We start from the raw sequence: 25,501 nt of genomic DNA, 5'->3' as shown, positions 1-25,501 counted from the left end.
GGGGATAAGGCCTTCACGCCGCATCCGACAATGGGCCGGCACATTTGCCTGATGCGACGCTGGCGCGTCTTATCAGGCCTACGTCGAGTCGAACCTCCCTGCCCCCGGAGGTTCTCATCCTCTTCAGACCGCAGAAAGCAAAAAACCAGCCCGTAGGCTGGTTTTTCTAAATTGGTCGGTGATAGAGGATTCGAACCTCCGACCCCTTCGTCCCGAACGAAGTGCGCTACCAGGCTGCGCCAATCACCGAATGCGGGGCGCATCTTACTGCGCAGATACGCCCTCGTCAATCCCTTAATAGCAAAATGCCTTTTGATCGGCGAGAAAGTCAGCAGGCCGTTTAGTTAGCCACAACGGTCTTCGCTTGCGGGATGTGACACCAGTTGTTGTTTTCGTTAATTCCACCATCCGGTGAAGTATAGCCGAGACAGCCCATGATGGTGTCGTACAGCTCTACGTGACGGCGCGGTACTTTCATATCGGCTTCTTTTTTCAACTGCGCGAATGCCTGCGCATTGGCCGGATTTTCCAGATATTTATCTGACATCCAGACCATCATCGGTACGCGGAACTGCTCCGGTGGTGCATATTCGCGTGGTGTACCATGCAAGTGCTCACGCTCGTTAATCGACTCACCGTGGTCCGCTGCATAGAAAATAATGGCCTTCTTATCGCGGAATCTGTCGATCACCGAGTCGATAAAATGATCTACGTAGGTAATGGAGTTATCGTATGAGTTAATCATCGGCGCTCTTGGACATTTGCGATCAATTGCATAACACTCTGGCTTCCACTGTGCAAACTCACGTGGATAACGCTGAGTATAGTTGTAGTGCGACCCTTTGGTATGCAGCACAATCAGATGCTTACCTTCTGGTTTTTTCTCCAGAGAACGTTCAATTTCATTAACCAGCAACATGTCGTCTACCGCTTTCCCACGGTTACGTGGCTCAGCCGCGATTTGCTCACGGTAGGCAATGTTGTCAGCCATGGTATTGCTGTAGAACCACATCTCGCTCTGCATGGCGTACAAATCAGAGCTAAAACCCAACTGCTTGAGAACCGCAAATACGTTCTGCTCTTTGAGCGTACGTTGAGGGTTATCTTCCGTTCCACCTTCACGCACAAACATACAGCGTAGTGATAATTTAGTCGCGGTATCGCAAGAATAACCACGGTACATCACCAGATTTTTCTCTTTCGCCAGCTTCGGCGTGGTATCACGCTCGTAACCCAGCATCCCCATATGATCCCAACGCGTGGTTTCACCAATAATGAAAATCACATAGGTGTCGTCGAGATTTTGCGTCGGGGTATAGGTGAATTTTTTCGCCGGATTCATCAACGAACGATTGTCTGAAGATTCATCCACTTGCGCCCAGGCATACAGCCCCAGCGCAGAAAGCCAGTTCGAGGGTAAATAAGAGTTCGCCAGCACCCCGCCATAACTTGGCATATCCACCCCAGCCATGCGGTCTGCACGCTTTTGTGCTACATCCATAAGACGGATTGGGCCCCATACCAGCAAGCCTGCTAACAGCACAGTAAGCGCGCTACGCCAGCGTGTTTTCGGGGTACAAAGCTGACGCCAGAAGGTGTCTTGTGAGCGGTTCATCCAGATAAAGAGCAACGGGATAATACTCACCAGTACAACCCATGCGATAAGTGTCCAGCCAACCACTTCTTTCGACAGGTCGATGTCGGTGGTCATCACCGAAGCGACAATCCCGTAGCCAATCATGACGTTCATAAATGTCATGTAGTAACTGGCTCCGGCAGAAATCAGCACCAGCAATGAAGCCAGCACTTTCCAGGCTGTTCTGCCAAAGAGTGAAATTAAGCGTAAAAAGAAGAAGGTTGCCAGAACCGTCCCTGCCAGTTCGATAACCGCCGAGACACCATTAAGAAAAGTGAAGTTATGCGCGTAACCATCAAACCGACGGAAATAGACTGCGCAATTCATAAACAAACCAATATAGACAGCGAGCAAAAAGCTTAGCTTTTGCTGCGTTATCGTTTTGATATATCTCATGCAAACAAACCCTGGAAAAACAGGTGATAACACCCTGCATAATGGCCTTTCAAGCCAGGCAAGGGAAAAGTGCGAAGGTCGTCAGATAAGGAAAATCTGCACACGCTGATAAGTAGACCACAGCAAAGGGAAAAAGTGTGGGGAAAGAGTGTGCGTGAAGCACAAATTTACAAAAATACAAGTATGAAAGGAGACTTTCATTAATTGAACACTTAAAAGGGCCAGCTAACTGGCCCCGACTTTATCAATGACTCATCCTGAATTGTTTTGATACATTGGCTCATTCACGGTGAAAAATGTGCCACTCTATCTCAGGACGAGACTGAAACCAGTCGCCAAACTTAACCATGCACCTCACGAAACGCTCTGAGCCCTGGTTGGCGAATGGTCGTAGAGAGCGCCAGTGACAGAATCAACAGGGCAAAAATCACGTAGAAGGTCACATAGAAGCCGCCAAACAGTGAGGCGATAATCGAGCCGCAAATACTGCCGATACCGAAACCGAGGTAAATTACACCGTAGTTTTTCGCCAGATTATTAAGCCCAAAGAACTCGCTGACCAGTGACGGGAACACCGTGATTGTACCGCCGAAGTTAAAGGCCACGCAGGCAATCGCTGCGAAGAACGTTAACGCATTGAGTGGAGCGAACAGCAGTGCCGCCATGCCCACCAGCGAAACTACCTGTCCAATGGTGATGACCCGAATACGGGCAATTTTGTCAGACAGAATACCCAACACCAGACGACCAGAAAGGTTAGCAATAGAAATAACTGTCACTGCATTGGCTGCGGAAATTGCATCAAGATGCGCCAGACTCTGGGCGATATCTTTCGCCACCCCAATTACATACAGACCGCTCATGCAGGCAGTCAGGAACATTACCGCCAGCATCCAGTATTGTGGTTTTCGCATCGACTCTGCCAGAGTGAAATCATTTTCCACCACACCATTATGGGTTTTGACTTCCTGTTTCGGCGCATCTTTCATTAAGGTCGCACCAAAAACAATCATCACCAGCGCAATCGCACCCCAAATTATAAAGGTTTTTTCCAGACCGACCGTTTCCAGCAGTTGCGTGTCGATAAATTTGAACCCCAGGCTACCCAGGCCATAGGAACCAATGGCGAATGCGGAGATCAAACCTTTACGTTCCGGGAACCACTTCACGCAGTTAGAGAGCGTCAGCAAGTAACCCGCTCCATCTGCCAGACCGACCAGCACACCGGCACTCAGCCACAGCATCATCAGGTTGTTGGAATGCGCGGTCAGGAAGAAGCCTAATCCCAGCAAAATACCGGAAGCCATAGTGACGCGTTTAACGCCAAAACGTTCCTGTAATTTTCCCGCGACAGAAGAAGAAATTGCCAGTCCCAGACTCAACAGGCCAAAAGAAAATGCCACCTGGCTTACCGGTGCATCCAGTTTGGCGGAAAGTGCACCGTTAAACAGGCTCCAGGTATAAACCGACCCCAGGGCAAACTGGGTAATAATAGTACCGATAAGCGTCAGCCAGCGCGTACGTTGATAGTTGGAAGGTGTCATGGCAGTGTTCCTGCATTAATAAAAAGGAAAGGTCTCTGCCGACAACCATATCGAAGTGCACTTTATGCCAGGGGAAAAACGGCATGAAATGCCATCAGAACGGAATGAAATGCCTTAGTTCAGGAATGAATGACGTGACAAATATTCACCGCAATAATAATTATGTCAGTTAGTACCCACTATCAGCACAATGATTGTTATACGCGGCCTTGAATTGTAAATGACAAGTTAAAATCTGGCGCTAACGCCCATGCTATACAAATAATCATTATTATTGTTGCTGTTTTCTGCCTGAGATAACGCGGCATAAGCGGCAATATGTGGGTTAAGCAACATATCGGCTCCCACCGTCACATCAAGCCAGTTGCCGTTCTGATTTGTCGCCGTCATGCGGCTCAGGCCTGATTGAGCCTTCCAGATATTCTCGCCAAATTGCTGGTTATAGCTGATTTGCGCCCAGGGACGAAAATCACCAAGCCGGGAATCAACACGCCAGCCTAATGTGCTGACGCTGGCATGCCATAACGGATCGGTCAACGTTGCAGTGCTGTCGCCAAACTCGTTATACATCGAATTAGTCGTACCATCATAATGCAATGCGGCGACTGGGCCTGTTGTAACATGTTCATATAAAGGGAAATTCCAGCCCATACTCATACTGCTGGTCACATCCACAGGCGTATCCTCCGCCAGATTGACTTCCAGTCCCAGCGCCCTTTGGCTACTTTGAATACGTTGCGACAAAATATCATTGTAATCAGGTTGGTGATCGCTATCCCAGGTATAACGCTCCGTAGTATGCCCAGGCTGCGTATCAACGATATATTCTTGTTGCCAGGCATAAGCTGTGTTGAGAAAAAGAGAACTGGTTACAACGCTCGCCAGCAAACTTAACGTCCAGTGGCCACCGCATTTTTTTATGATCATTAACACGACTCCAGGAAAGAGCCGAATTCGGCGATATTATTGTCATTGTATGAAGGATATCGGGCATATTAGCCCTGTATTAAATATTGACTTTTTCACCGATGCGTCAAGAAAAGCAGGTGAAATTTTTACGACCGGGTATATAACGAGGGAAAGTATGGAACGTTGCGGCTGGGTGAGTCAGGATCCACTTTATATTGCCTACCACGATAATGAGTGGGGCGTGCCTGAAACCGACAGTAAAAAACTGTTCGAAATGATCTGCCTTGAAGGACAACAGGCTGGGTTATCCTGGATTACCGTCCTCAAAAAACGTGAAAATTATCGCGCTTGTTTTCATCAGTTTGATCCCGTCAAGGTTGCGGCAATGGAGGAAGACGATATCGAAAGACTGGTACAGGATGCCGGGATTATTCGCCATCGTGGAAAAATCCAGGCCATTATCGGCAATGCGCGCGCTTACCTGCAAATGGAGCAAAACGGCGAACCGTTTGCCGACTTTGTCTGGTCGTTCGTAAACCACCAGCCACAAGTGACACAAGCCAGAACATTGAGCGAAATCCCTACTTCAACGCCCGCCTCCGACGCGCTCTCCAAGGCTCTGAAAAAACGCGGCTTTAAGTTTGTTGGCTCGACGATTTGTTACTCCTTTATGCAGGCATGTGGGCTGGTGAATGATCATGTGGTTAGCTGCTGTTGCCATCCGGAGAACAAAACATGATTCGGGAAGCGCAACGTTCGGAACTGCCCGCGATTCTGGAGTTATGGCTGGAAAGCACAAGCTGGGGACATCCCTTTATAGAAACAAGCTATTGGCGTGACTGCATTCCGCTGGTACGTGATGCATATCTTGCCAACGCGCAAAACTGGGTGTGGGAAGACGATGGTGAATTTCTCGGTTTTGTCAGCATTATGGAGGGGCGATTTCTGGCAGCAATGTTCGTTGCACCGAAGGCCATCAGGCGCGGTATCGGTAAGGCGCTGATGCAATATGTACAGCAGCGCCATCCCCATTTGTTGCTGGAGGTTTATCAAAAAAACCAACCGGCGCTAGATTTTTACCATGCGCAGGGGTTTCATATTGTCGACTGCGCATGGCAGGAGGAAACCCAACTCCCTACCTGGATTATGGATTGGCAGGCGGATCAAACGCCGTAAGCGACAGCTTCGGGCCATTATATTTTTCTAGCCACGCCAGCGCCGTGTTACCCGCACAGCCATTCCCCAGCCGCGAGCTGGGAAGGTCTTTAGTTAGCACGTTAACCGCACCATTTTTACAAATGCCGCCAGCAGATAAATCCAGATCTGGCCATGCACCTTCGTGAATACAAATCACGCCTGGCTTAATACCTTCGCTAATGACTGCTCCGGCAAGGATTTGCCCGCGCGAGTTCCACACCCGAACTGTATCGCCATCTTGTATGCCGCGCGCCCGCGCATCCTCTGGGTGAATAGTGACAGGTTCACGATTTGCCACCGCATACAATTCGCGTAGAGAACTGTAATTCAGCTGACTGTGCAGACGATGTGCCGGGTGAGCAGAAAGCACCTGCAACTGTTCCGGTTCGGCATTGCCCTGCCACTCATCCGGCTCCAGCCACGTTGGATGTCCCGGACAATCCCGGTAACCATAATCCGCAATGCGCTGCGAGAATATTTCAATCTTACCGCTGGCGGTTTTTAACGGATGAGCCTGCGGATCGCGGCAGAAATCAGCGAAGCGAATAAACCGCTCACTGTCTGAGTTTTCCGGCATCTCAATTAATTGGTTGGCTTCCCAAAATTCATCAAATGGCGGCAATTGTACCTGCTGACTTGCCCCACGCTGCCGGGCGACGTTATAAAACGTTTCCAGCCATTGCAGCTCACTTTTTCCTTCCGTAAATCGCGCATAACCGCCCTTTTCCCACCGTTCGCTTAATTCAGCAAAAACATCAAAATCATTACGTGCTTCATCACGCGGTGGCACCACTTGTTTCATCGGCACCAGATGCTGATTGCTGTAATCTCCGGTCATAGTGAGATCATTACGCTCAAACGAGGTGGTTGCAGGGAGGACAATATCGGCGTGTTTCGCCGCCGCCGTCCAGAAGCATTCAGATATCACCACCAGCTCTGGTTTTTGCCAGGCGCGGATCAAGCGGTTAGTATCCTGATGATGAGTAAAGTTGGCACCACCCGCCCACCAGATAAAACGAATATACGGAAAATGTCGGTTCATGCCGTTGTGTTGATATGCGCCACCGGGGTTTTCTAATGCTTCAACGATACGGGCAACGGGGATTTTATCTACTGCATCGGTGCCGCCAGGCAAACTACTCTGCATGGAAGAGAGCACCGCAGCGCGGCGGGTCGGATTGCCGCCATTAGCAAAATGGTAAGAAAGGCCAAAACCGCCACCGGGTGTGCCGATTTGCCCCAACATTGCCGCCAGCGTGACGATCATCCAGTGTTTTTGCTCACCAAACTGCTGGCGCTGCATTCCCCATCCTGCCATCAGCATCGTAGTGTTTTGGTGGAAAATAGCCGCCAGCTCGCGAATTTTCTCCGCTGAAATGCCGCAAATCTCCGCCGCCCATTCGGCGGTTTTCGCTATTCCGTCGTTCTCACCCAGCAAATAAGAAGCGAAGATGTCATAACCCGTGGTGCAACGCGCCAGAAACGCCTCGTCGTGCCAACCATTTTCCACCAGCGTATGGGCGATCCCCAGCATTAGCGCCACATCGGTGCCCATATGTGGCGCTATCCACTCCATTTTATCGCCAAAGAAATCGACGGTTTCCGATCGCATTGGATCAATGCAGATCAGCTTTTTCCCGCTATCACGCAATGCGGAAAAATAAGAAAGTCCCTGCTCATCAGACGCATTCCACGCAATTTTCAGCGTATTTAGAGGGTTAGCACTCCACAGCACCACCACATCGCTATGTTGCAGCACCAGCGGCCAGCTGGTCTGCTGCTGATAGACTTCGCTACCCCCCACGACATACGGCATGATCGCCTGTGCCGCGCCGGTCGAATAATCCCCCAAATGCCCGGTATAACCACCTGCCAGCGCCATATAGCGTTGTAATAAAGTTGACGCTTTATGCAATACACCGTTTGAACGCCAGCCGTAGGAACCAGCAAAAATCGACGCCGGTCCATAAGCATCACGAATACGTTTATGTTGGTGGTGGATGAGCTCCAGCGCCTCATCCCAACTCACGCGAACAAATTCATCCTGCCCACGAATGCCTTGCGGGGTTTCTGGAGACGCGAGAAAGCCTTTGCGCACCATTGGAAATCGCACCCGCGTATTGCTGTGAACCTGGTCGCGAACCGCGCTCTGCAAGGAGTTTTCCAGCTCTGTTGCTAACACGCCACGCGAGCTAAACACGGTTTCGCCGTCGGTTTCAACCAGCATGGGTCCCCAGTGGGCGGCAGTAAGAACGGAATAACGTGAGGATGAATTGGCCAAACCGAAGGCTCCTGAAAGGTTAGATGTATTGAGCAGTTAAATATTACTTACAAATTTCCGAGTATTCCCAGGAATAATCTTCATGTTCACACGGCATAATCTCCCGCCACGGCACCCGTGAACAAGAATAAAAAGGTTATTAAGGATTAACAATGAAGAAACGTGTTTATCTTATTGCTGCCGTCGTGAGCGGCGCTCTGGCGGTATCTGGCTGTACAACTAACCCTTACACCGGCGAACGTGAAGCAGGTAAATCTGCTATCGGTGCAGGTCTGGGCTCTCTCGTTGGCGCGGGTATTGGCGCACTCTCTTCTTCGAAGAAAGATCGCGGTAAAGGTGCGCTTATTGGCGCAGCCGCTGGCGCGGCACTGGGCGGCGGCGTTGGTTATTACATGGATGTGCAGGAAGCGAAGCTGCGTGACAAAATGCGCGGCACCGGCGTTAGCGTAACCCGCAGCGGGGACAACATTATCCTTAACATGCCGAACAATGTGACCTTTGACAGCAGCAGCGCAACTCTGAAACCGGCTGGTGCTAACACGCTGACTGGCGTGGCAATGGTGCTGAAAGAGTATCCGAAAACAGCGGTTAACGTGATTGGTTACACCGACAGCACGGGTGGTCACGACCTGAACATGCGTCTCTCCCAGCAGCGTGCGGATTCCGTTGCCAGCGCGTTGATCACCCAGGGCGTGGACGCCAGCCGCATCCGTACTCAGGGTCTTGGCCCGGCTAATCCGATCGCCAGCAACAGCACCGCAGAAGGTAAGGCGCAAAACCGCCGTGTAGAAATCACTTTAAGCCCGCTCTAATCCCTTTCATGCCGGGTGATGCAGAAATCACCTGGCATTCTTCAGTTTTCCTTCATCATATTTCAGGCTAAGGTGATTGCCTTATCAGTGAATGGAGAGAAGAATGAAGCCGTCCGTTATCCTCTACAAAGCCTTACCTGATGATCTACTGCAACGCCTGCAAGAGCATTTCACCGTTCACCAGGTAGCAGACCTCAATCCACAAACCATCGAACAAAACGCGGCGATTTTTGCCGAAGCTGAAGGTTTACTGGGTTCAAACGAGAATGTTGATGCCGCATTGCTGGAAAAGATGCCAAAACTGCGTGCCACATCAACTATCTCCGTCGGCTATGACAATTTCAATGTCGACGCGCTTAACGCCCGAAAAATCCTGCTAATGCATACGCCAACCGTATTAACGGAAACCGTCGCCGATACGCTGATGGCGCTGGTGTTATCTACCGCTCGCCGGGTTGTGGAGGTAGCAGAACGCGTAAAAGCAGGCGAATGGACCGCCAATATCGGCCCGGACTGGTACGGCATTGATGTTCACCATAAAACACTGGGCATTGTCGGGATGGGACGGATCGGCATGGCGCTGGCACAGCGCGCGCATTTTGGCTTCAACATGCCAATTCTCTATAACGCTCGCCGCCACCATAAAGAAGCAGAAGAACGCTTTAACGCCCGCTACTGCGATCTGGATACGCTGTTACAAGAATCAGATTTCGTTTGCCTGATCCTGCCGCTAACTGAAGAAACTCATCACCTGTTTGGCGCGGAACAATTCGCCAAAATGAAATCCTCCGCTATTTTCATTAATGCAGGGCGTGGGCCGGTAGTTGACGAAAATGCGCTGATTGCAGCGTTGCAGAAAGGGGAAATTCACGCCGCTGGTCTGGATGTCTTCGAACAAGAGCCATTGCCAGTAGATTCGCCGTTGCTCTCAATGGCAAATGTCGTTGCAGTACCGCATATTGGTTCAGCCACTCATGAGACGCGTTATGGCATGGCTGCCTGTGCCGTGGATAATTTGATTAATGCGTTGCAGGGGAAGGTTGAGAAGAACTGTGTGAATCCGCACGTCGCGGACTAAGCCGCGACTGCGTGGAGTAAAGCCCGATAATCGCTCGGGCTTTTACTCTTTATTGGGTTGCAGTAACTGCCGTAGTCCAGGCCTGATTAAACGCCTGATGCTGTGCCGGTAATGGCGCAATCAGTTGGTTATATTCACTCGCCTGCTGTGAAGTCGGGAACTGGATGCCATTCGCGACAAAGCTCACCTGAGTACCTTGTTGAGCGATGTAGTCCCCCACCATCACCAGTTGCTGCGTAAACGTTTGAGCCGCCGGAATCAGCGGTTGCAACGCATCCGCTGGGGTCGTCACTACTTTAGTGAATGCCTGATCAAAGACCGGTTTCAGGTCATCGGTCTGTTTTAGCGCAGAGTGTGCGGCATCGGCCTGCAACTTCGCATTTTGCAATTGTTGCGCCAGTACGCCCAGAGATCCGTTCATTTCACGCAGTGGACCACTTTGCGTGACATAATCCTGTGGTACGCGAATCGCGTTAACGCTGTCTACAACCGGACGCAGACCGGAATCCATCGCCTGATTAACCTGTTGGGAATAGCCATACAGGATCGCGTAATCAGAGACAAAAGGACCAAACTGTTTTTTCTGATCGGCAGTCAGGGTTGGTAGACGTTCACCGCTACGCATCACTGTATTCTGCAGGAAGTCGATAAACGCTTTACGCTGATCGCCTTCTTTATCAAAACACCCACTCAGGCTAACTACCATTAATAACGCCGCAAGAGGCGCAAACCAGCGAGAGCAGGACTTTCCTGTCGCCATTTTCTTACTCCTTTCACCCAAAAAAAGCGCACAACGACACACGCGTGTCTGACGCTGACAAGGATAGTCCAGGACAGGCTTACAGGATACCCTTTATGCATAATCTTCCTGGGAAAATGATGTAGAAAATGAAGAAGAGTTAATTTGTTGTTTTATTGTTAAAAACAGGCATTACTATTGCGTTTTTGTGGCCAGCCCCTCCCTTCTCTTGGTAGCCAAATTTTCGGAATCTTTACAATCCCAGGACGCAACGGAATATATCGGCATTAATCATATTGTTAGGCGACTATAAGTCACGGCAACTTAGCAGCTGAATCGAATCATACTTAAATCACTCACGGGTTTCTCCCCGCTGTGTCTGCTTTTCCCGACTATTCTTAATGAGCTTCGATGAAATTCACGATCCCGCAGTGTGATTTGAGGAGTTTTCAATGGAATATAAAGATCCAATGCATGAGCTGTTGAGTAGCCTGGAACAAATTGTTTTTAAAGATGAAACGCAAAAGATTACCCTGACGCACAGAACAACGCCTTGTACCGAAATTGAGCAATTACGTAAAGGGACAGGGTTAAAAATTGATGATTTCGCCCGGGTTTTGGGCGTATCAGTAGCCATGGTGAAAGAATGGGAGTCCAGACGCGTAAAGCCTTCCAGTGCCGAACTAAAATTGATGCGCCTGATCCAGGCCAACCCAGCATTAAGTAAACAGTTGATGGAATAGACTTTTATCCACTGTATTGATGTTTACGGTCCTGATGACAGGACCGTTTTCCGACCAATTAATCATAAATATGGAAAATAATTGTTGCATCACCATTCAATGCGTGGCTTAATGCACATCAACGGTTTGACGTACAGACCATTAAAGCAGTGTAGTAAGGCAAGTCCCTTCAAGAGTTATCGTTGATACCCCTCGTAGTGCACATTCCTTTAACGCTTCAAAATCTGTAAAGCACGCCATATCGCCGAAAGGCACACTTAATTATTAAAGGTAATACACTATGTCCGGTAAAATGACTGGTATCGTAAAATGGTTCAACGCTGACAAAGGCTTCGGCTTCATCACTCCTGACGATGGCTCTAAAGACGTGTTCGTACACTTCTCTGCTATCCAGAACGATGGTTACAAATCTCTGGACGAAGGTCAGAAAGTGTCCTTCACCATCGAAAGCGGCGCTAAAGGCCCGGCAGCTGGTAACGTAACCAGCCTGTAATCTCTGCTTAAAAGCACAGAATCTAAGATCCCTGCCAATTGGCGGGGATTTTTTTATTTGAAAAAACGCTTTAAATGTAGAGAAGAGCAGTCGCAGGAGCAATCCAGATCTGGCACAGGAATATTCGGACAAAAGTCCGGCATGTGGCAATCACGACAGACCGCACCATCACAGCCGGTACAATCACAATCATTATTCTTCTTTTTACGTATACTCTCACCCAGGCGTTGTTTCTGCCTGATTGTCTGTGCTGCAAGTCGGCAATCTGCAAAACGCTGACGTATCTCGCTCCACCCAGCAAGAACACCTTTCTGTTGAATAATATTTTTGACGGCACCAGAACATCCCTGCGTCTGGTACAACACACTGTAAGCACAGCGATATCCTTTACGAGGAGAAAGATGTCGTTGATAAAACATTATCAATAGTAAAAGCAGCTTATTCATGAATGCTCCGAGCCATTCCTGTTCCCGATGTAAAAACTGATCTAATAGCCAAATCCATTCGCTTTTATTTTAAATAACATTCATTAAACAGATAAATTTGGGTGCAATGAGAATGCGCAACGCCGTAAGAAAGGCGGGAATAATTTCCCGCCGAAGACTCTTACTCTTTCAAATTGCAGGCTAAAAATGCCGCCAGCTCATAACTCCCCTGTTTAATATGCAATTCACACAGTGAATCTCTTATCATCCAGGTGAAAAATAAAAGCGTGAAACAAATCACTATTAAAGAAAGCAATCTATATTTCTGCGGCATTCCCAGCCTCCTGTGTTGATTTCCAACGAGTAAGAGGCTAACCTTATGTTGTTGACGCATAGAGGTAGCCTCACTTTGATTTATAGTCAGGTGGGGCTTTTCTCTGTCTGCCTTTCGGCGAATACCTGAGACAAACAGTCTCAAGCACCCGTAGCTATTCTAGCTTAATAAGTTCTTTTCCTCTCCTTGATTTAATCCTAAAAAAATCACATAAAATTAATATATGAGATGATTTTTATTCAGCAGAAGATTATTACAGGTAGCTGTATTATTTAGTGATAAAAAAAGTCTGCCATCTGGCAGACTTTTTAATAAAGGAGTTATTACTGCAGTAAAGAAATATCCGCAACGCGCAGGAATAATTCGCGCAGTTTTTCCAGCATGGTCAGGCGGTTGATACGCAGATCTTTATCATCAACCATAACCATTACTTTATCGAAGAAGGCATCAACCGGTTCACGCAGCTCAGCCAGCTCGACCAACGCATCCTGGTAACGACCTTCAGCGAAGTACGGCTCCAGCTTGTCGCGCAATACGACCACCTGCATCGCCAGTTTAATTTCTTCCGGCTCTTTCAGGGTGGAGGCATTCACGCGATCGCTCAGCACTTCGTCTGATTTCGCCAGAATGTTAGATACACGCTTGTTCGCCGCCGCCAGTGCTGCCGCTGCTTCCAGGGTACGGAAGTGCGATACTGCTTTCATACGCGCATCGAAATCAGCCGGACGAGTCGGACGACGCGCCAGTACCGCCTGGATGGTGTCGACGGTGTAACCTTCGTCCTGATACCAGGCGCGGAAGCGACCGAGCATAAAGTCGATAACGTCATCAACCACATTGGCGTTAGTCAGCTTATCACCGTACAAGCGCACCGCTTCTTCGGTCAGCGTTTGCAGATCAAGATTGAGGTTCTTCTCAACGATAATACGCAGCACGCCCAGCGCCGCACGACGCAGTGCAAACGGGTCTTTATCACCTTTTGGATGCTGACCAATACCGAAGATGCCCGCCAGGGTATCCATCTTGTCAGCAATCGCTAGCGCACAGGCTACCGGGTTAGACGGCAGGGAATCACCAGCAAAGCGCGGTTGATACTGCTCGTTCAGCGCCACCGCGACATCTTCCGCTTCACCATCATGACGCGCGTAGTGCATACCCATAACGCCCTGGGTGTCGGTGAACTCAAAGACCATGTTGGTCATCAGGTCACACTTGGACAGCAGCCCCGCACGAGTTGCGTGGTTAACGTCAGCGCCAATCTGTTCAGCGATCCAGCCAGCCAGAGCCTGAATGCGGTCAGTTTTATCGCGCAGTGTCCCCAACTGTTGCTGGAACAGTACGGTTTGCAGGCGCGGCAGGTTATCTTCCAGACGTTTTTTACGGTCGGTGTTGAAGAAGAACTCGGCATCCGCCAGACGCGGACGAACGACTTTCTCGTTACCGGAAATGATCTGCTGCGGATCTTTCGACTCAATGTTGGCAACGAAGATAAAGTTCGGCAGCAGTTTGCCGTCATTCGCATACACCGGGAAGTATTTCTGGTCACCTTTCATGGTATAAACCAGTGCTTCAGACGGTACAGCGAGGAATTTTTCTTCGAATTTCGCGGTCAGAACAACCGGCCATTCAACCAGCGAAGCCACTTCTTCCAGCAGGCTTTCGCTTAAGTCAGCATTACCACCAATCTTACGCGCCGCTTCTTCAGCATCGGCTTTAATCTTCGCTTTACGCTCTTCGTAATCGGCAATGACTTTACCGCGCTCACGCAGAATTTCCGGATACTGATCGGCATTGTCGATGGTAATTTCCGGCTCACCCATAAAGCGATGTCCGCGAATTACGCGATCGGACTGAATACCCAGAATAGTTGCCGGAATGACTTTATCGCCCAGCAGCAAAGTTACGGTGTGCACCGGACGCACAAAGTGCACGTCAGACGCGCCCCAGCGCATCAGTTTCGGGATCGGTAGTTTCGCCAGCGAAGTGGCTACCATGTTCGGTACAAGCACCTCGGTGCTTTCGCCCTTCACGTGAGCGCGATACAGCAACCATTCACCTTTGTCAGTAGTCAGACGCTCGGCCTGGTCAACGGAGATCCCGCAGCCACGCGCCCAGCCTTCTGCTGCTTTACTCGGTTTGCCTTCGGCGTCGAAAGCCTGGGCAATCGCCGGGCCGCGTTTTTCGATTTCACGATCCGGTTGCACTTCCGCCAGGTTAGCTACTTTCAGCGCCAGACGACGCGGAGCAGCAAACCATTGAACGGTGCCATGAGCGAGGCCAGCGTTATCCAGCTCCGCAGTAAAGTTCGCAGCAAAGGACTCAGCCAGGCTGCGCAGTGCTTTTGGTGGCAGCTCTTCAGTGCCGATTTCCACCAGAAAAGTTTTCTCAGACATAGCCGCCTCTTACTTATCTTTGTTGCACATCGGGAAGCCGAGGGCTTCACGGGAAGCGTAGTATGCTTCTGCCACTGCTTTGGTCAGGGTGCGAATGCGCAAAATATAACGCTGACGCTCGGTGACGGAGATAGCTTTACGCGCATCCAGCAGGTTGAAGCTGTGGGCGGCTTTCAGAATACGCTCGTAGGCAGGCAGCGGCAGCGGATTTTCCAGTGCCAGTAGCTGCTGCGCTTCTTTCTCGTACTGCTCGAAGCAGGTGAACAGGAAGTCCACGTCCGCGTATTCGAAGTTATAAGTGGACTGCTCCACTTCGTTCTGATGGAACACGTCGCCATAAGTGGTTTTACCCAGCGGGCCGTCGCTCCAGACCAGGTCGTAAACGCTGTCTACGCCCTGAATGTACATCGCCAGACGTTCCAGACCATAGGTGATCTCGCCGGTAACCGGTTTACACTCCAGACCACCAACCTGCTGGAAGTAAGTGAACTGAGTCACTTCCATGCCGTTCAGCCACACTTCCCAGCCCAGACCCCAAGCACCCAGCGTCGGGTTTTCCCAGTTATCTTCCACGAAACGAATATCGTGGATAGTCGGATCCATGCCCAGCTCTTTCAGAGAACCGAGGTACAGCTCCTGGATATTGTCCGGCGATGGCTTAATCACCACCTGGAACTGATAGTAATGCTGTAAGCGGTTGGGGTTTTCGCCGTAGCGACCATCGGTCGGGCGACGAGAAGGCTGGACATAAGCAGCCGCCATCGGTTCTGGCCCCAGCGCGCGCAGACAGGTCATTGGGTGAGAGGTTCCCGCGCCGACTTCCATGTCCAATGGTTGAACAATGGTGCAGCCCTGGCGAGCCCAGTAATCCTGTAAGGTCAGGATCAAGCCCTGGAAGGTCCTGGTATCAAACTTTTGCATATTATTTCGTGCTGGATACGTGTGGATTTAAAGGAAGGGATCAGTATACCCGCTGGATGGAAGATATACAGTACGAAACGGGAAAAAGCAGGGCTTAACGCATGGAAAGATGCAAAAAATGGCCATCTGCGTCAAAAGAACAGACAAAGTGCTCTTTCCGAAAGGTATAGCCGCGCATTTCGTAACTCCCCTGGAACTGTTCAAATGCGGTGACGTCGATTTTTTGCTCGCCGGTGTTATAACGTTTTGCTGCCTGATCCTTGCACAAGGCTTCCATATTCAACGAACGCAGAGGATCAACTTTTACCCGTTGTGCTTTCTGTACGGGTGGCGGTGTCGAGCATCCCACTAACACCATAAGCACCATTGCCGGAAAGAAATAGTTCATCATCATTAAATTACCGTCTGGTTTGCAGGTGAGTCTTATTATTTATATCGGTATAGTGGCTAATATCTTACGAATTTCCTCAAGCCTCTATAAGCTGTAGTGATAAAACTCAGATTATTCCAGTGCGCCAACCGAATGATTTATCGGTCAGACTTTTTTTAACCAGATACAGAGACACAGATGCAGCCCAAAATTTACTGGATTGATAACCTGCGAGGGATAGCGTGTTTAATGGTGGTGATGATTCACACCACTACCTGGTATGTGACCAATGCCCATAGTGTTAAACCCATCACTTGGGATATCGCGAATATTCTAAATTCTGCCTCTCGTGTCAGCGTACCGCTATTTTTCATGATTTCCGGCTATCTCTTTTTTGGCGAACGTAGCGCCCAGCTGCGTCATTTCTTACGTATCGGCTTATGCCTGCTGTTTTATAGCACTGTCGCACTGCTCTACATTGCACTGTTTACTTCCATCAATGTGGAGTTATCGCTGAAAAATCTTCTGCAAAAGCCGGTGTTTTATCACTTATGGTTTTTCTTCGCGATTGCGGTGATTTATCTGGTTTCGCCGCTGATTCAGGTAAAGCACGTCGGCGGTAAAATGTTGTTGGTGCTAATGGTGGTGATTGGCATCATCGCCAACCCAAACACAGTGCCACAGAAGATCGACGGTTTTGAATGGCTACCAATTAACTTATATATCAATGGCGATACCTTTTACTACATCCTGTATGGCATGTTGGGCCGCGCCATTGGGATGATGGACACGCAACATAAGCCACTGTCGTGGATGAGCGCCGCACTGTTTATAGCCGGGGTATTTATTATCTCTCGTGGGACATTATATGAATTACGGTGGCGCGGAAATTTTGCCGATACCTGGTATCTTTACTGTGGGCCGATGGTTTTTATCTGCGCAATTGCGTTACTGACTCTGGTAAAAAATACACTGGATACGCGTACTGTTAGCGGGCTTGGACTGATATCCCGTCATTCTCTGGGTATATACGGGTTCCACGCGTTGATTATCCATGCGCTGCGCACCAGTGGTATTGAGCTTAAAAGCTGGCCAATACTGGATATTATTTGGATCTTTTGCGCGACGCTGGCAGCAAGCTTGTTACTTTCTGTGCTGGTGCAACGAATCGATAAAAACAGATTAGTGAGTTAAGTAAAAACCCGGTCACACTGGGCTGACCGGGTTTACCTGGATTATTCGCTATATTCTTCCTGCGCAGCCATCGTTTCTTTTGGGGCGTTGATTCCGGCATCACGGATATTTTTCTGCACCGCTACTGCACCAAACAAGCTTAAAAAGAAGGCCAGACCATAAAAGCCTTTTTCACTGAGTAATAACGTTGCATTCCACAGACCTACCATCAATAACGCGACAGAGATGATAAATACCACCAGGCAGGTCATATAATAAATAGATGTGGTAGGAATACCTTCATACTTATCCCGAACGGTCTTTTGATAGGAAGCTGCCGAAAACAGCCCTAACACCAATACGGCAAAATAATATCCCTTTTCATTTAACTGCATCTCTGCATTCCATAGCCCCAACAGATAGGTAACGATACCACCAGCAAGAGCTACCCATGACACAATACTGAATGCCGGAGAATAGGTTGATATTTTGTTTTCCATCACAGATTTCCTTTCATTCCTGAACTATTAAGAGCTTTATGGCGATCATGCCGAGCGAAACAAGCGCATTTGACCAAACAAGCAAACAAAAAAGGCAATCGGGTAGATCACCATTTCATAAGCGTTAATGGGTGCGTTTAAAACGCCGATAAACAAAAGGCCGATAGTCATTAACGCAACTAACTGGCAAATGCGAATAAAGAAATCATCCAGTTGCCCGAGTTTCTCTGCGCGCAGATAGGCATAGTTGCCAAAAGTCCCCGTCATTAACACGCCAAGAAAATAGCCTTTGCCACTTAACAATGGACATGAGATCCATAATCCAATCAGATAAACCAGCGCCCCGACCACAAATAATAGTTTTGCCACAGTCTTTGAGGTTTTCATAACGATCTCCGTATCTACCGGTGATACATTACGAGTAACCAACGAAAGACAAAACTGAAAAACACCATTAACAAATGATTTTCAGAATAAATCCATATAAAAAATTAATATATTCTAAATATATATAGATGGAAATTATCCCCCGCCACATAAGGCAGGGGGAAATATTATACCATTAGCGGCAGAAGTTGCTGATAGAGACGACGGAACGTTTCACGCCGTGGCTGATAAGCAGCATAACGCTGCGCGTTCGGCAGATGCGACTGTTCTAAAGGAAGTTGCGGCAACAACTCAATGAGAGATTTATCTGGATTTACCGCAATCTGTGCCAGCCTTGCTGCGCCTAATGCTGGCCCCACATCCCCCCCCGTGCGGTAATCCAGTTGCTGACCGCTAATATCCGCCAGCATCTGACGCCAGTACTCGCTACGCGCTCCGCCACCAATCAGTGTAATGCTTTGCGGTTGAATGCCACAGGCATGTACGACATCCATGCCATCCGCCAACGCATACCCCACGCCTTCCAGTACCGCGCGTGCCAGTTCTGCGGGGCCGTGTTGATGGGTGAGGCCGAAGAAAACGCCCTTTGCCTGTGGATTATTGTGCGGCGTACGCTCGCCAGAAAGATAAGGCAAAAACCAGACAGGATCGACGCTCTCATCGGCCTGCTGGGCTGCGGCAATTAAAACAGGGACATCACTCAGACCGGTTAATTTCGTCGCCCAGTCCAGACACGACGCCGCACTCAACATCACAGACATTAAATGCCAACGCTGCGGCAATGCATGACAAAAGCTATGTACGGCACTTTCCGGCTTACTTAGGAAACCTTCGCTCACCGCAAAATAAACGCCTGAAGTCCCCAGCGATAACATTGCCTGGTTGGCATCAACCATACCCACACCAACCGCGCCAGCCGCATTATCGCCGCCGCCCGCAACAACCGGCACTGCATTCATTCCCCACGCTTTTGCAACCTCAGGTAGCAAAGTGCCGGTAATTTCGCTGCCTTCGTATAATGCTGGCATCTGATCTCGAGATAACTGGCAAGCCTCCAGCATAACATCACTCCAGTCACGCTTTGCGACATCCAGCCACATGGTGCCAGCTGCATCAGACATATCACTGGCGAATTCTCCCGTCATCCGCAGACGCAAATAATCTTTCGGCAATAATACTTTGTCTACCTGAAGGAATATCTCTGGCTCATTTCGCTGAATCCACAGCAATTTAGGCGCGGTAAATCCGGGCATCATCAGGTTGCCTGTAATATCCCGCGACTGCGGAACTCGCGCTTCCAGCAAAGCACACTCCTCCGCGCAGCGCCCGTCGTTCCACAAAATGGCGGGACGTAGCACCCGCTGCTGAGCATCAAGTAAAGTTGCACCATGCATTTGCCCGGCAATACCCAATGCTTTAACGTCTCGCAGAGAATGCTGTTCACCCAGGGTTTTCATCGCGCGACCAGTCGCCAGCCACCACTGTTCCGGATCTTGCTCCGACCAGAGTGGATGCGGACGCGAAACGGTTAGTTTTTCCGTTTGCGAAGCGACCACTTCACCTTGCTCGTTGAGCAAAATAACTTTTACGCCCGATGTGCCAAGATCTATCCCGATATACATAGCGATTGTTCCTTAAAAAAATGCCCGGTATCGCTACCGATAACCGGGCTTGCGGACTGCACAATTAGCCGTTATTTGTCGAACAGATAATGATTTACCAGATTTTCCAGTTGCTCCTGGCGTCCACTCTGATGCACCGGCGCCAGATTGTTGTCCTGAGCATATTTTGCTAAATCAGCCAATGACATTTGGCCTTTCAGGATTTGCTGACCCAGTTCGCTATTCCAGCCGGAATAACGCTGCGCTACGCGTTTATCCAGTTCGCCGTCTTCAATCATGCGTGCTGCAATTTTCAGTGACAGCGCCATCGTATCCATCGCCCCAATATGGCCGTAGAACAGATCATATTTATCAGTGCTCTGACGACGTACTTTGGCATCAAAGTTCAGACCACCGGTCGTGAAACCACCTGCTTTGAGGATTTCATACATTACCAGCGCGTTCTCTTCCACGCTGTTCGGGAACTGGTCAGTATCCCAGCCCAATTGCGCGTCGCCACGGTTAGCATCGACAGAACCGAACAGACCAAGCGCAATGGCTGTGGCAATTTCATGGTGGAAAGAGTGACCCGCAAGCGTCGCGTGGTTCGCTTCAATATTCAGTTTAATCTCTTTTTCCAGGCCAAACTGTTTCAGGAAACCGTAAACCGTTGCGGCATCGTAATCATATTGATGTTTGGTCGGTTCTTGCGGTTTCGGTTCGATAAGCAGCGTGCCCTGGAAACCGATTTTATGTTTATGCTCAACCACCATCTGCATAAAGCGACCAAGCTGTTCACGCTCCTGACGAAGATCGGTATTCAACAGAGTTTCGTAACCTTCACGACCGCCCCACAGCACATAGTTTTCACCACCCAGTTTATGCGTTGCTTCCATCGCGGTAACAACTTGTGTAGCTGCCCAGCTAAAGACCTCGGGATCTGGGTTCGTCGCCGCGCCCGCGCCATAGCGAGGGTTAGTAAAGCAGTTAGCGGTTCCCCACAACAGTTTCACGCCGCTCTCTTCTTGCTTGCCAGCCAGCACATCGACCATTTGCGCAAAGTTATTGATGTACTCTTTTAACGATGTGCCTTCCGGGGAAACATCCACGTCATGGAAGCAATAAAACGGCACATGTAATTTGTGGAAAAACTCGAATGCGACATCGGCTTTACGCTTCGCCAGCGCCAGAGCTTCGCCAGGCTGCTGCCACGGACGATTAAAAGCGCCCACACCAAACATGTCCGCCCCGTTCCAGCAGAAGGTGTGCCAGTAGCAGGCGGCAAAACGCAAGTGGTCTTCCATACGCTTGCCCAACACCAGTTCGTCGGGATTGTAATGACGGAATGCTAACGGGTTAGAGGATTTCGGACCTTCATAACGAACGCGATCGAGCTGGTCAAAATAGGCTTGCATAATGAACTCCATAATCAGGTAATGCCGCGTGTGATGGATGATGTCGTAATATTGGGCACTCCCTTTCAGTTGCTCAATTATGTTATTTCACACTGCTATTGAGATAATTCACAAGTGTGCGCTCGCTCGCAAAAATAATATGGAATGATGAAATTGGGTGGTTTCTCGAATAGAAAAATGCAACAAGTACAATTAATCAATAAAAGTAAGATCTCTGTCATAAATCAAGAAATAAACCAAAAATCGTAATCGAAAGATAAAAATCTGTAATTGTTTTCCCCTGTTTAGTTGCTAAAAATTGGTTACGTTTATCGCGGTGATTGTTACTTTTTTAAGCTGACCTCTAACAACAGAAGGCCTCTGAATCATGAAAATAAAGAACATCTTACTCACCCTTTGCACCTCACTCCTGCTTACTAACGTCGCAGCGCACGCCAAAGAAGTAAAAATAGGAATGGCGATTGACGATCTTCGTCTTGAACGCTGGCAAAAAGATCGGGATATCTTTGTTAAAAAAGCAGAATCTCTCGGTGCGAAAGTATTTGTGCAATCTGCGAATGGCAATGAAGAAACCCAAATGTCGCAGATTGAAAACATGATTAACCGGGGCGTCGACGTTCTTGTCATTATTCCATATAACGGTCAGGTATTAAGTAACGTTGTAAAAGAAGCCAAACAAGAAGGTATAAAAGTATTAGCTTACGACCGCATGATTAATGATGCAGATATAGATTTTTATATTTCTTTCGATAATGAAAAAGTCGGCGAACTGCAAGCAAAAGCCTTGGTTGATATCGTCCCACAGGGCAATTATTTCCTGATGGGTGGCTCCCCGGTCGATAACAACGCCAAGCTATTTCGCGCCGGGCAAATGAAAGTATTAAAACCTTATGTTGACTCAGGAAAAATTAAAGTCGTTGGCGACCAATGGGTTGATGGTTGGTTACCAGAAAATGCGCTGAAAATTATGGAAAATGCGCTAACTGCCAACAATAACAAAATTGATGCGGTTGTTGCCTCAAACGATGCTACCGCTGGCGGGGCGATTCAGGCATTAAGTGCTCAAGGTTTATCAGGCAAAGTGGCAATTTCCGGTCAGGATGCAGATCTCGCGGGCATAAAACGTATTGCTGCCGGTACGCAAACTATGACGGTGTATAAACCCATTACGTTGTTGGCAAATACTGCCGCAGAAATTGCCGTTGAGTTGGGCAATGGTCAGGAACCAAAAGCAGATACCACTCTGAATAATGGTCTGAAAGATGTTCCATCCCGCCTGCTGACACCAATCGATGTTAATAAAAACAACATCAAAGATACGGTAATTAAAGACGGATTCCACAAAGAGAGCGAGCTTTAAGCGTCACGCCCCGGCGCTGACCGGGGCGTGATTTCTCTCCATGCCGCGTGAACTGATTGGCTTAGGTGGAGTCGTTATGTCTTATCTACTTGAAATGAAGAACATTACCAAAACCTTCGGCACCGTGAAGGCGATAGATAACGTCAGCTTGCGGCTAAACGCTGGCGAAATCGTCTCACTCTGTGGGGAAAATGGGTCTGGTAAATCAACGCTGATGAAAGTGCTGTGTGGAATTTATCCTCATGGTTCCTACGAAGGCGAAATTATTTTTGCTGGCGAAGAGATTCAGGCAAGTCACATCCGCGATACCGAACGCAAAGGTATCGCCATCATTCACCAGGAATTGGCCCTGGTGAAAGAATTGACCGTGCTGGAAAATATCTTCCTGGGTAACGAAATAACCCACAATGGGATTATGGATTATGACCAGATGACGTTACGCTGCCAGAAGCTATTAGCGCAGGTCAGTTTATCCATTTCACCAGATGCCCGCGTTGGCGATTTAGGGCTTGGGCAACAACAACTGGTTGAAATTGCCAAGGCGCTAAATAAGCAGGTGCGTTTATTAATTCTTGATGAACCGACAGCCTCATTAACCGAGCTGGAAACCACGGTTTTACTGGATATTATTCGCGATCTGCAACAACACGGTATCGCCTGTATCTATATTTCGCACAAACTCAACGAAGTTAAAGCAATTTCCGATACGATTTGCGTTATTCGCGACGGTCAGCATATAGGAACACGTGATGCAGCCGGAATGAGCGAAGACGATATTATCACTATGATGGTAGGGCGAGAATTAACGGCACTTTACCCTAACGAACCGCATATCACTGGTGATGAAATATTACGTATTGAGCACTTGACGGCGTGGCATCCGGTTAATCGTCATATTAAACGGGTCAACGATGTCTCTTTTTCTCTGAAACGCGGTGAAATACTGGGTATTGCCGGACTGGTCGGTGCCGGACGCACCGAAACCATTCAATGCCTGTTTGGCGTTTGGCCCGGACAGTGGGAAGGGAAAATCTATATTGACGGCAAACAGGTGGATATTCACAACTGCCAGCAAGCGATCGCCCAGGGTATTGCGATGGTGCCAGAAGACAGAAAGCGCGATGGTATCGTTCCGGTAATGGCGGTTGGTAAAAATATTACTCTCGCCGCACTCAATAAATTTACCGGAGGGATCAGCCAGCTTGATGATGCCGCAGAGCAAAAATGTATTCTGGAATCCATCCAGCAACTCAAAGTTAAAACATCCTCCCCCGACCTTGCTATTGGACGTTTAAGCGGTGGCAATCAGCAAAAAGCGATCCTCGCACGCTGCCTGCTATTAAATCCACGCATTCTCATTCTTGATGAACCCACCAGGGGTATTGATATTGGCGCTAAATACGAGATCTACAAATTAATTAACCAACTCGTCCAGCAAGGTATTGCCGTTATTGTCATCTCTTCTGAATTACCTGAAGTACTCGGCCTTAGCGATCGTGTGCTGGTGATGCATGAAGGAAAACTAAAAGCCAACCTGATAAATCATAACCTGACTCAGGAGCAGGTGATGGAAGCCGCATTGAGGAGCGAACATCATGTCGAAAAGCAATCCGTCTGAAGTGAAATTAGCCGTACCGACATCCGGTGGCTTTTCTGGGCTGAAATCACTGAATTTACAGGTCTTCGTGATGATTGCAGCGATCATCGCAATTATGCTGTTCTTTACCTGGACCACCGATGGTGCCTACTTAAGCGCCCGTAACGTTTCCAACCTGCTGCGCCAGACCGCAATTACCGGCATTCTCGCGGTAGGTATGGTGTTCGTCATCATTTCTGCTGAAATCGACCTCTCGGTCGGCTCCATGATGGGGCTACTAGGCGGGGTCGCCGCTATCTGTGACGTTTGGTTGGGTTGGCCGCTGCCACTCACTATCATTGTGACATTGGTTCTGGGACTGCTTCTCGGAGCGTGGAATGGGTGGTGGGTCGCGTACCGCAAAGTCCCGTCATTTATTGTCACCCTGGCAGGTATGTTGGCATTTCGCGGTATCCTGATTGGTATCACCAACGGCACGACCGTTTCCCCCACCAGCGCCGCGATGTCACAAATTGGGCAAAGCTATCTACCAGCCAGTACCGGTTTCATCATCGGCGCGCTTGGTTTAATGGCTTTTGTCGGCTGGCAATGGCGCGGAAGAATGCGCCGTCAGGCTTTGGGTTTGCAGTCTCCGGCATCTACGGCGGTGGTCGGTCGCCAGGCATTAACGGCTATCATCGTTTTAGGCGCAATCTGGCTGCTAAATGATTACCGTGGCGTTCCCACTCCTGTTCTGCTGCTGACGTTGCTGTTACTCGGTGGAATGTTTATGGCAACACGGACAGCCTTTGGGCGACGTATTTACGCTATTGGCGGTAATCTGGAAGCGGCGCGGCTATCCGGGATTAACGTTGAACGAACAAAACTTGCCGTGTTTGCTATCAACGGTTTGATGGTAGCCATCGCCGGGTTAATTCTTAGTTCTCGACTTGGCGCTGGTTCACCTTCTGCGGGGAATATCGCCGAGCTGGACGCAATTGCAGCATGTGTGATTGGCGGTACTAGTCTGGCAGGCGGTGTGGGGAGTGTTGCCGGTGCAGTAATGGGGGCATTCATCATGGCTTCGTTGGATAACGGTATGAGTATGATGGATGTACCGACCTTCTGGCAGTATATCGTCAAAGGTGCGATTCTGTTGCTGGCAGTATGGATGGACTCCGCAACCAAACGCCGTTCCTGATTTTGATAAAAATTTTC

General features: G+C 49.0%; 25 protein-coding genes and 1 tRNA gene. 11 read left to right on the top strand and 15 right to left on the bottom strand.

All coding sequences use genetic code 11. The features are described from left to right. Positions 1-172 precede the first annotated feature (172 nt). The 4 genes from WES_RS19955 to WES_RS19970 form a co-directional block, all read right to left on the bottom strand. Positions 173-249 (bottom strand) — tRNA-Pro (locus WES_RS19955). A gap of 91 nt (positions 250-340) precedes the next feature. Next, positions 341-2,032: a kdo(2)-lipid A phosphoethanolamine 7''-transferase gene (gene eptB / locus WES_RS19960; protein WP_001269271.1), complete on the bottom strand. Its 1,692-nt coding sequence runs from the start codon at positions 2,030-2,032 to the stop codon at positions 341-343. A 341-nt stretch (positions 2,033-2,373) separates the two neighbouring features. After that, the gene (locus WES_RS19965) at positions 2,374-3,576 is read right to left on the bottom strand and encodes an L-lactate MFS transporter (protein ID WP_000189032.1); all 1,203 of its coding nucleotides are present in this window, start codon (positions 3,574-3,576) and stop codon (positions 2,374-2,376) included. Positions 3,577-3,804: 228 nt separating this feature from the next. Further along, a complete protein-coding gene (locus WES_RS19970; RefSeq protein ID WP_016160033.1) occupies positions 3,805-4,503 on the bottom strand; it encodes an autotransporter outer membrane beta-barrel domain-containing protein in 699 nt (232 codons plus the stop codon). A gap of 157 nt (positions 4,504-4,660) precedes the next feature. Here WES_RS19970 and tag point away from each other — a divergent pair, with 157 nt between their 5' ends. Next, positions 4,661-5,224: a DNA-3-methyladenine glycosylase I gene (tag, locus tag WES_RS19975; protein ID WP_016160034.1), complete on the top strand. Its 564-nt coding sequence runs from the start codon at positions 4,661-4,663 to the stop codon at positions 5,222-5,224. After that, complete coding sequence (locus WES_RS19980; RefSeq protein WP_000617463.1) at positions 5,221-5,661, top strand: N-acetyltransferase; 441 nt, start codon at positions 5,221-5,223, stop codon at positions 5,659-5,661. Before tag ends, WES_RS19980 begins: the two co-directional genes overlap by 4 nt. Here WES_RS19980 and bisC read toward each other — a convergent pair. Further along, the gene (gene bisC, locus WES_RS19985; RefSeq protein WP_016160035.1) at positions 5,630-7,963 is read right to left on the bottom strand and encodes a biotin sulfoxide reductase; all 2,334 of its coding nucleotides are present in this window, start codon (positions 7,961-7,963) and stop codon (positions 5,630-5,632) included. The genes WES_RS19980 and bisC overlap by 32 nt on opposite strands. A gap of 152 nt (positions 7,964-8,115) precedes the next feature. Between bisC and WES_RS19990 the strand changes: the two genes are divergently transcribed. Then, on the top strand, positions 8,116-8,775 hold the full coding sequence (locus WES_RS19990; RefSeq protein WP_000747625.1) for an OmpA family lipoprotein: 660 nt from the start codon (positions 8,116-8,118) through the stop codon (positions 8,773-8,775). 103 nt (positions 8,776-8,878) lie between these two features. Beyond that, complete coding sequence (gene ghrB / locus WES_RS19995; protein WP_016160036.1) at positions 8,879-9,853, top strand: glyoxylate/hydroxypyruvate reductase GhrB; 975 nt, start codon at positions 8,879-8,881, stop codon at positions 9,851-9,853. Positions 9,854-9,902: 49 nt separating this feature from the next. On the opposite strand, the gene WES_RS20000 is transcribed toward ghrB, so the two are convergent. Further along, positions 9,903-10,613, bottom strand: coding sequence for a DUF3053 domain-containing protein (locus tag WES_RS20000; RefSeq protein WP_016160037.1), 711 nt, complete (start codon positions 10,611-10,613; stop codon positions 9,903-9,905). A gap of 431 nt (positions 10,614-11,044) precedes the next feature. Here WES_RS20000 and WES_RS20005 point away from each other — a divergent pair, with 431 nt between their 5' ends. Together WES_RS20005 and cspA are read left to right on the top strand one after the other, a co-directional pair. Continuing rightward, on the top strand, positions 11,045-11,335 hold the full coding sequence (locus tag WES_RS20005; protein ID WP_010344962.1) for an HTH-type transcriptional regulator: 291 nt from the start codon (positions 11,045-11,047) through the stop codon (positions 11,333-11,335). Positions 11,336-11,615: 280 nt separating this feature from the next. Further along, positions 11,616-11,828 carry a transcription antiterminator/RNA stability regulator CspE gene (cspA, locus tag WES_RS20010; RefSeq protein WP_000014594.1) on the top strand — a complete coding sequence of 71 codons (213 nt, stop codon included), beginning with the start codon at positions 11,616-11,618 and terminating at the stop codon, positions 11,826-11,828. Between the two features lie 53 nt (positions 11,829-11,881). Here cspA and yidD read toward each other — a convergent pair whose 3' ends face one another. Further along, entirely contained in the window at positions 11,882-12,274 is a 393-nt protein-coding gene (yidD, locus tag WES_RS0120780) for a membrane protein insertion efficiency factor YidD (RefSeq protein WP_016160038.1), read from the bottom strand. A 112-nt stretch (positions 12,275-12,386) separates the two neighbouring features. On the opposite strand from yidD, the gene WES_RS24315 reads away from it, so the two are divergent. Next, positions 12,387-12,458: a hypothetical protein gene (locus tag WES_RS24315; RefSeq protein WP_219906482.1), complete on the top strand. Its 72-nt coding sequence runs from the start codon at positions 12,387-12,389 to the stop codon at positions 12,456-12,458. Here WES_RS24315 and hokA read toward each other — a convergent pair. From hokA to WES_RS20025, 4 genes are all read right to left on the bottom strand, one after another. After that, the gene (hokA, locus tag WES_RS0120775) at positions 12,435-12,587 is read right to left on the bottom strand and encodes a type I toxin-antitoxin system toxin HokA (RefSeq protein ID WP_001135738.1); all 153 of its coding nucleotides are present in this window, start codon (positions 12,585-12,587) and stop codon (positions 12,435-12,437) included. The genes WES_RS24315 and hokA overlap by 24 nt on opposite strands. 323 nt (positions 12,588-12,910) lie before the next feature. After that, a complete protein-coding gene (gene glyS / locus WES_RS20015; protein WP_016160040.1) occupies positions 12,911-14,980 on the bottom strand; it encodes a glycine--tRNA ligase subunit beta in 2,070 nt (689 codons plus the stop codon). A gap of 9 nt (positions 14,981-14,989) precedes the next feature. After that, entirely contained in the window at positions 14,990-15,901 is a 912-nt protein-coding gene (glyQ, locus tag WES_RS20020) for a glycine--tRNA ligase subunit alpha (protein ID WP_001168544.1), read from the bottom strand. Between the two features lie 94 nt (positions 15,902-15,995). Then, entirely contained in the window at positions 15,996-16,295 is a 300-nt protein-coding gene (locus tag WES_RS20025) for a YsaB family lipoprotein (protein ID WP_000980219.1), read from the bottom strand. Between the two features lie 174 nt (positions 16,296-16,469). On the opposite strand from WES_RS20025, the gene WES_RS20030 reads away from it, so the two are divergent. Further along, positions 16,470-17,465: an acyltransferase gene (locus WES_RS20030; RefSeq protein WP_016160041.1), complete on the top strand. Its 996-nt coding sequence runs from the start codon at positions 16,470-16,472 to the stop codon at positions 17,463-17,465. A gap of 41 nt (positions 17,466-17,506) precedes the next feature. Here the strand turns inward: WES_RS20030 and yiaA are convergent, their stop codons facing one another. The 4 genes from yiaA to xylA form a co-directional block, all read right to left on the bottom strand. Further along, positions 17,507-17,944, bottom strand: a complete 438-nt coding sequence (gene yiaA / locus WES_RS20035) for an inner membrane protein YiaA (RefSeq protein ID WP_010349690.1) — start codon at positions 17,942-17,944, stop codon at positions 17,507-17,509. 45 nt (positions 17,945-17,989) lie between these two features. Further along, positions 17,990-18,331 (bottom strand): inner membrane protein YiaB, encoded by a 342-nt coding sequence (gene yiaB, locus WES_RS20040; protein ID WP_016160042.1) that lies wholly within the window; start codon positions 18,329-18,331, stop codon positions 17,990-17,992. A 167-nt stretch (positions 18,332-18,498) separates the two neighbouring features. Beyond that, positions 18,499-19,953: a xylulokinase gene (gene xylB / locus WES_RS20045; protein ID WP_016160043.1), complete on the bottom strand. Its 1,455-nt coding sequence runs from the start codon at positions 19,951-19,953 to the stop codon at positions 18,499-18,501. A gap of 71 nt (positions 19,954-20,024) precedes the next feature. Next, on the bottom strand, positions 20,025-21,347 hold the full coding sequence (xylA, locus tag WES_RS20050; RefSeq protein ID WP_001149551.1) for a xylose isomerase: 1,323 nt from the start codon (positions 21,345-21,347) through the stop codon (positions 20,025-20,027). A 367-nt stretch (positions 21,348-21,714) separates the two neighbouring features. Between xylA and xylF the strand changes: the two genes are divergently transcribed. The 3 genes from xylF to xylH all read left to right on the top strand — a co-directional run bounded on the left by xylF (position 21,715) and on the right by xylH (position 25,484). Next, a complete protein-coding gene (gene xylF, locus WES_RS20055; protein WP_000694881.1) occupies positions 21,715-22,707 on the top strand; it encodes a D-xylose ABC transporter substrate-binding protein in 993 nt (330 codons plus the stop codon). Between the two features lie 76 nt (positions 22,708-22,783). Next, positions 22,784-24,325: a D-xylose ABC transporter ATP-binding protein gene (gene xylG / locus WES_RS20060; RefSeq protein WP_016160044.1), complete on the top strand. Its 1,542-nt coding sequence runs from the start codon at positions 22,784-22,786 to the stop codon at positions 24,323-24,325. After that, a complete protein-coding gene (gene xylH / locus WES_RS20065) occupies positions 24,303-25,484 on the top strand; it encodes a xylose ABC transporter permease XylH (RefSeq protein ID WP_000045978.1) in 1,182 nt (393 codons plus the stop codon). Before xylG ends, xylH begins: the two co-directional genes overlap by 23 nt. Positions 25,485-25,501: the final 17 nt, after the last annotated feature.

It is taken from the genome of Escherichia sp. KTE31, assembly GCF_000407925.1.
In the GTDB taxonomy this organism is placed as follows: Bacteria; Pseudomonadota; Gammaproteobacteria; order Enterobacterales; family Enterobacteriaceae; genus Escherichia; species Escherichia ruysiae.
Note: the sequence above shows the minus strand (reverse complement) of the source record. Positions and strands in the feature narration are given on the sequence as shown.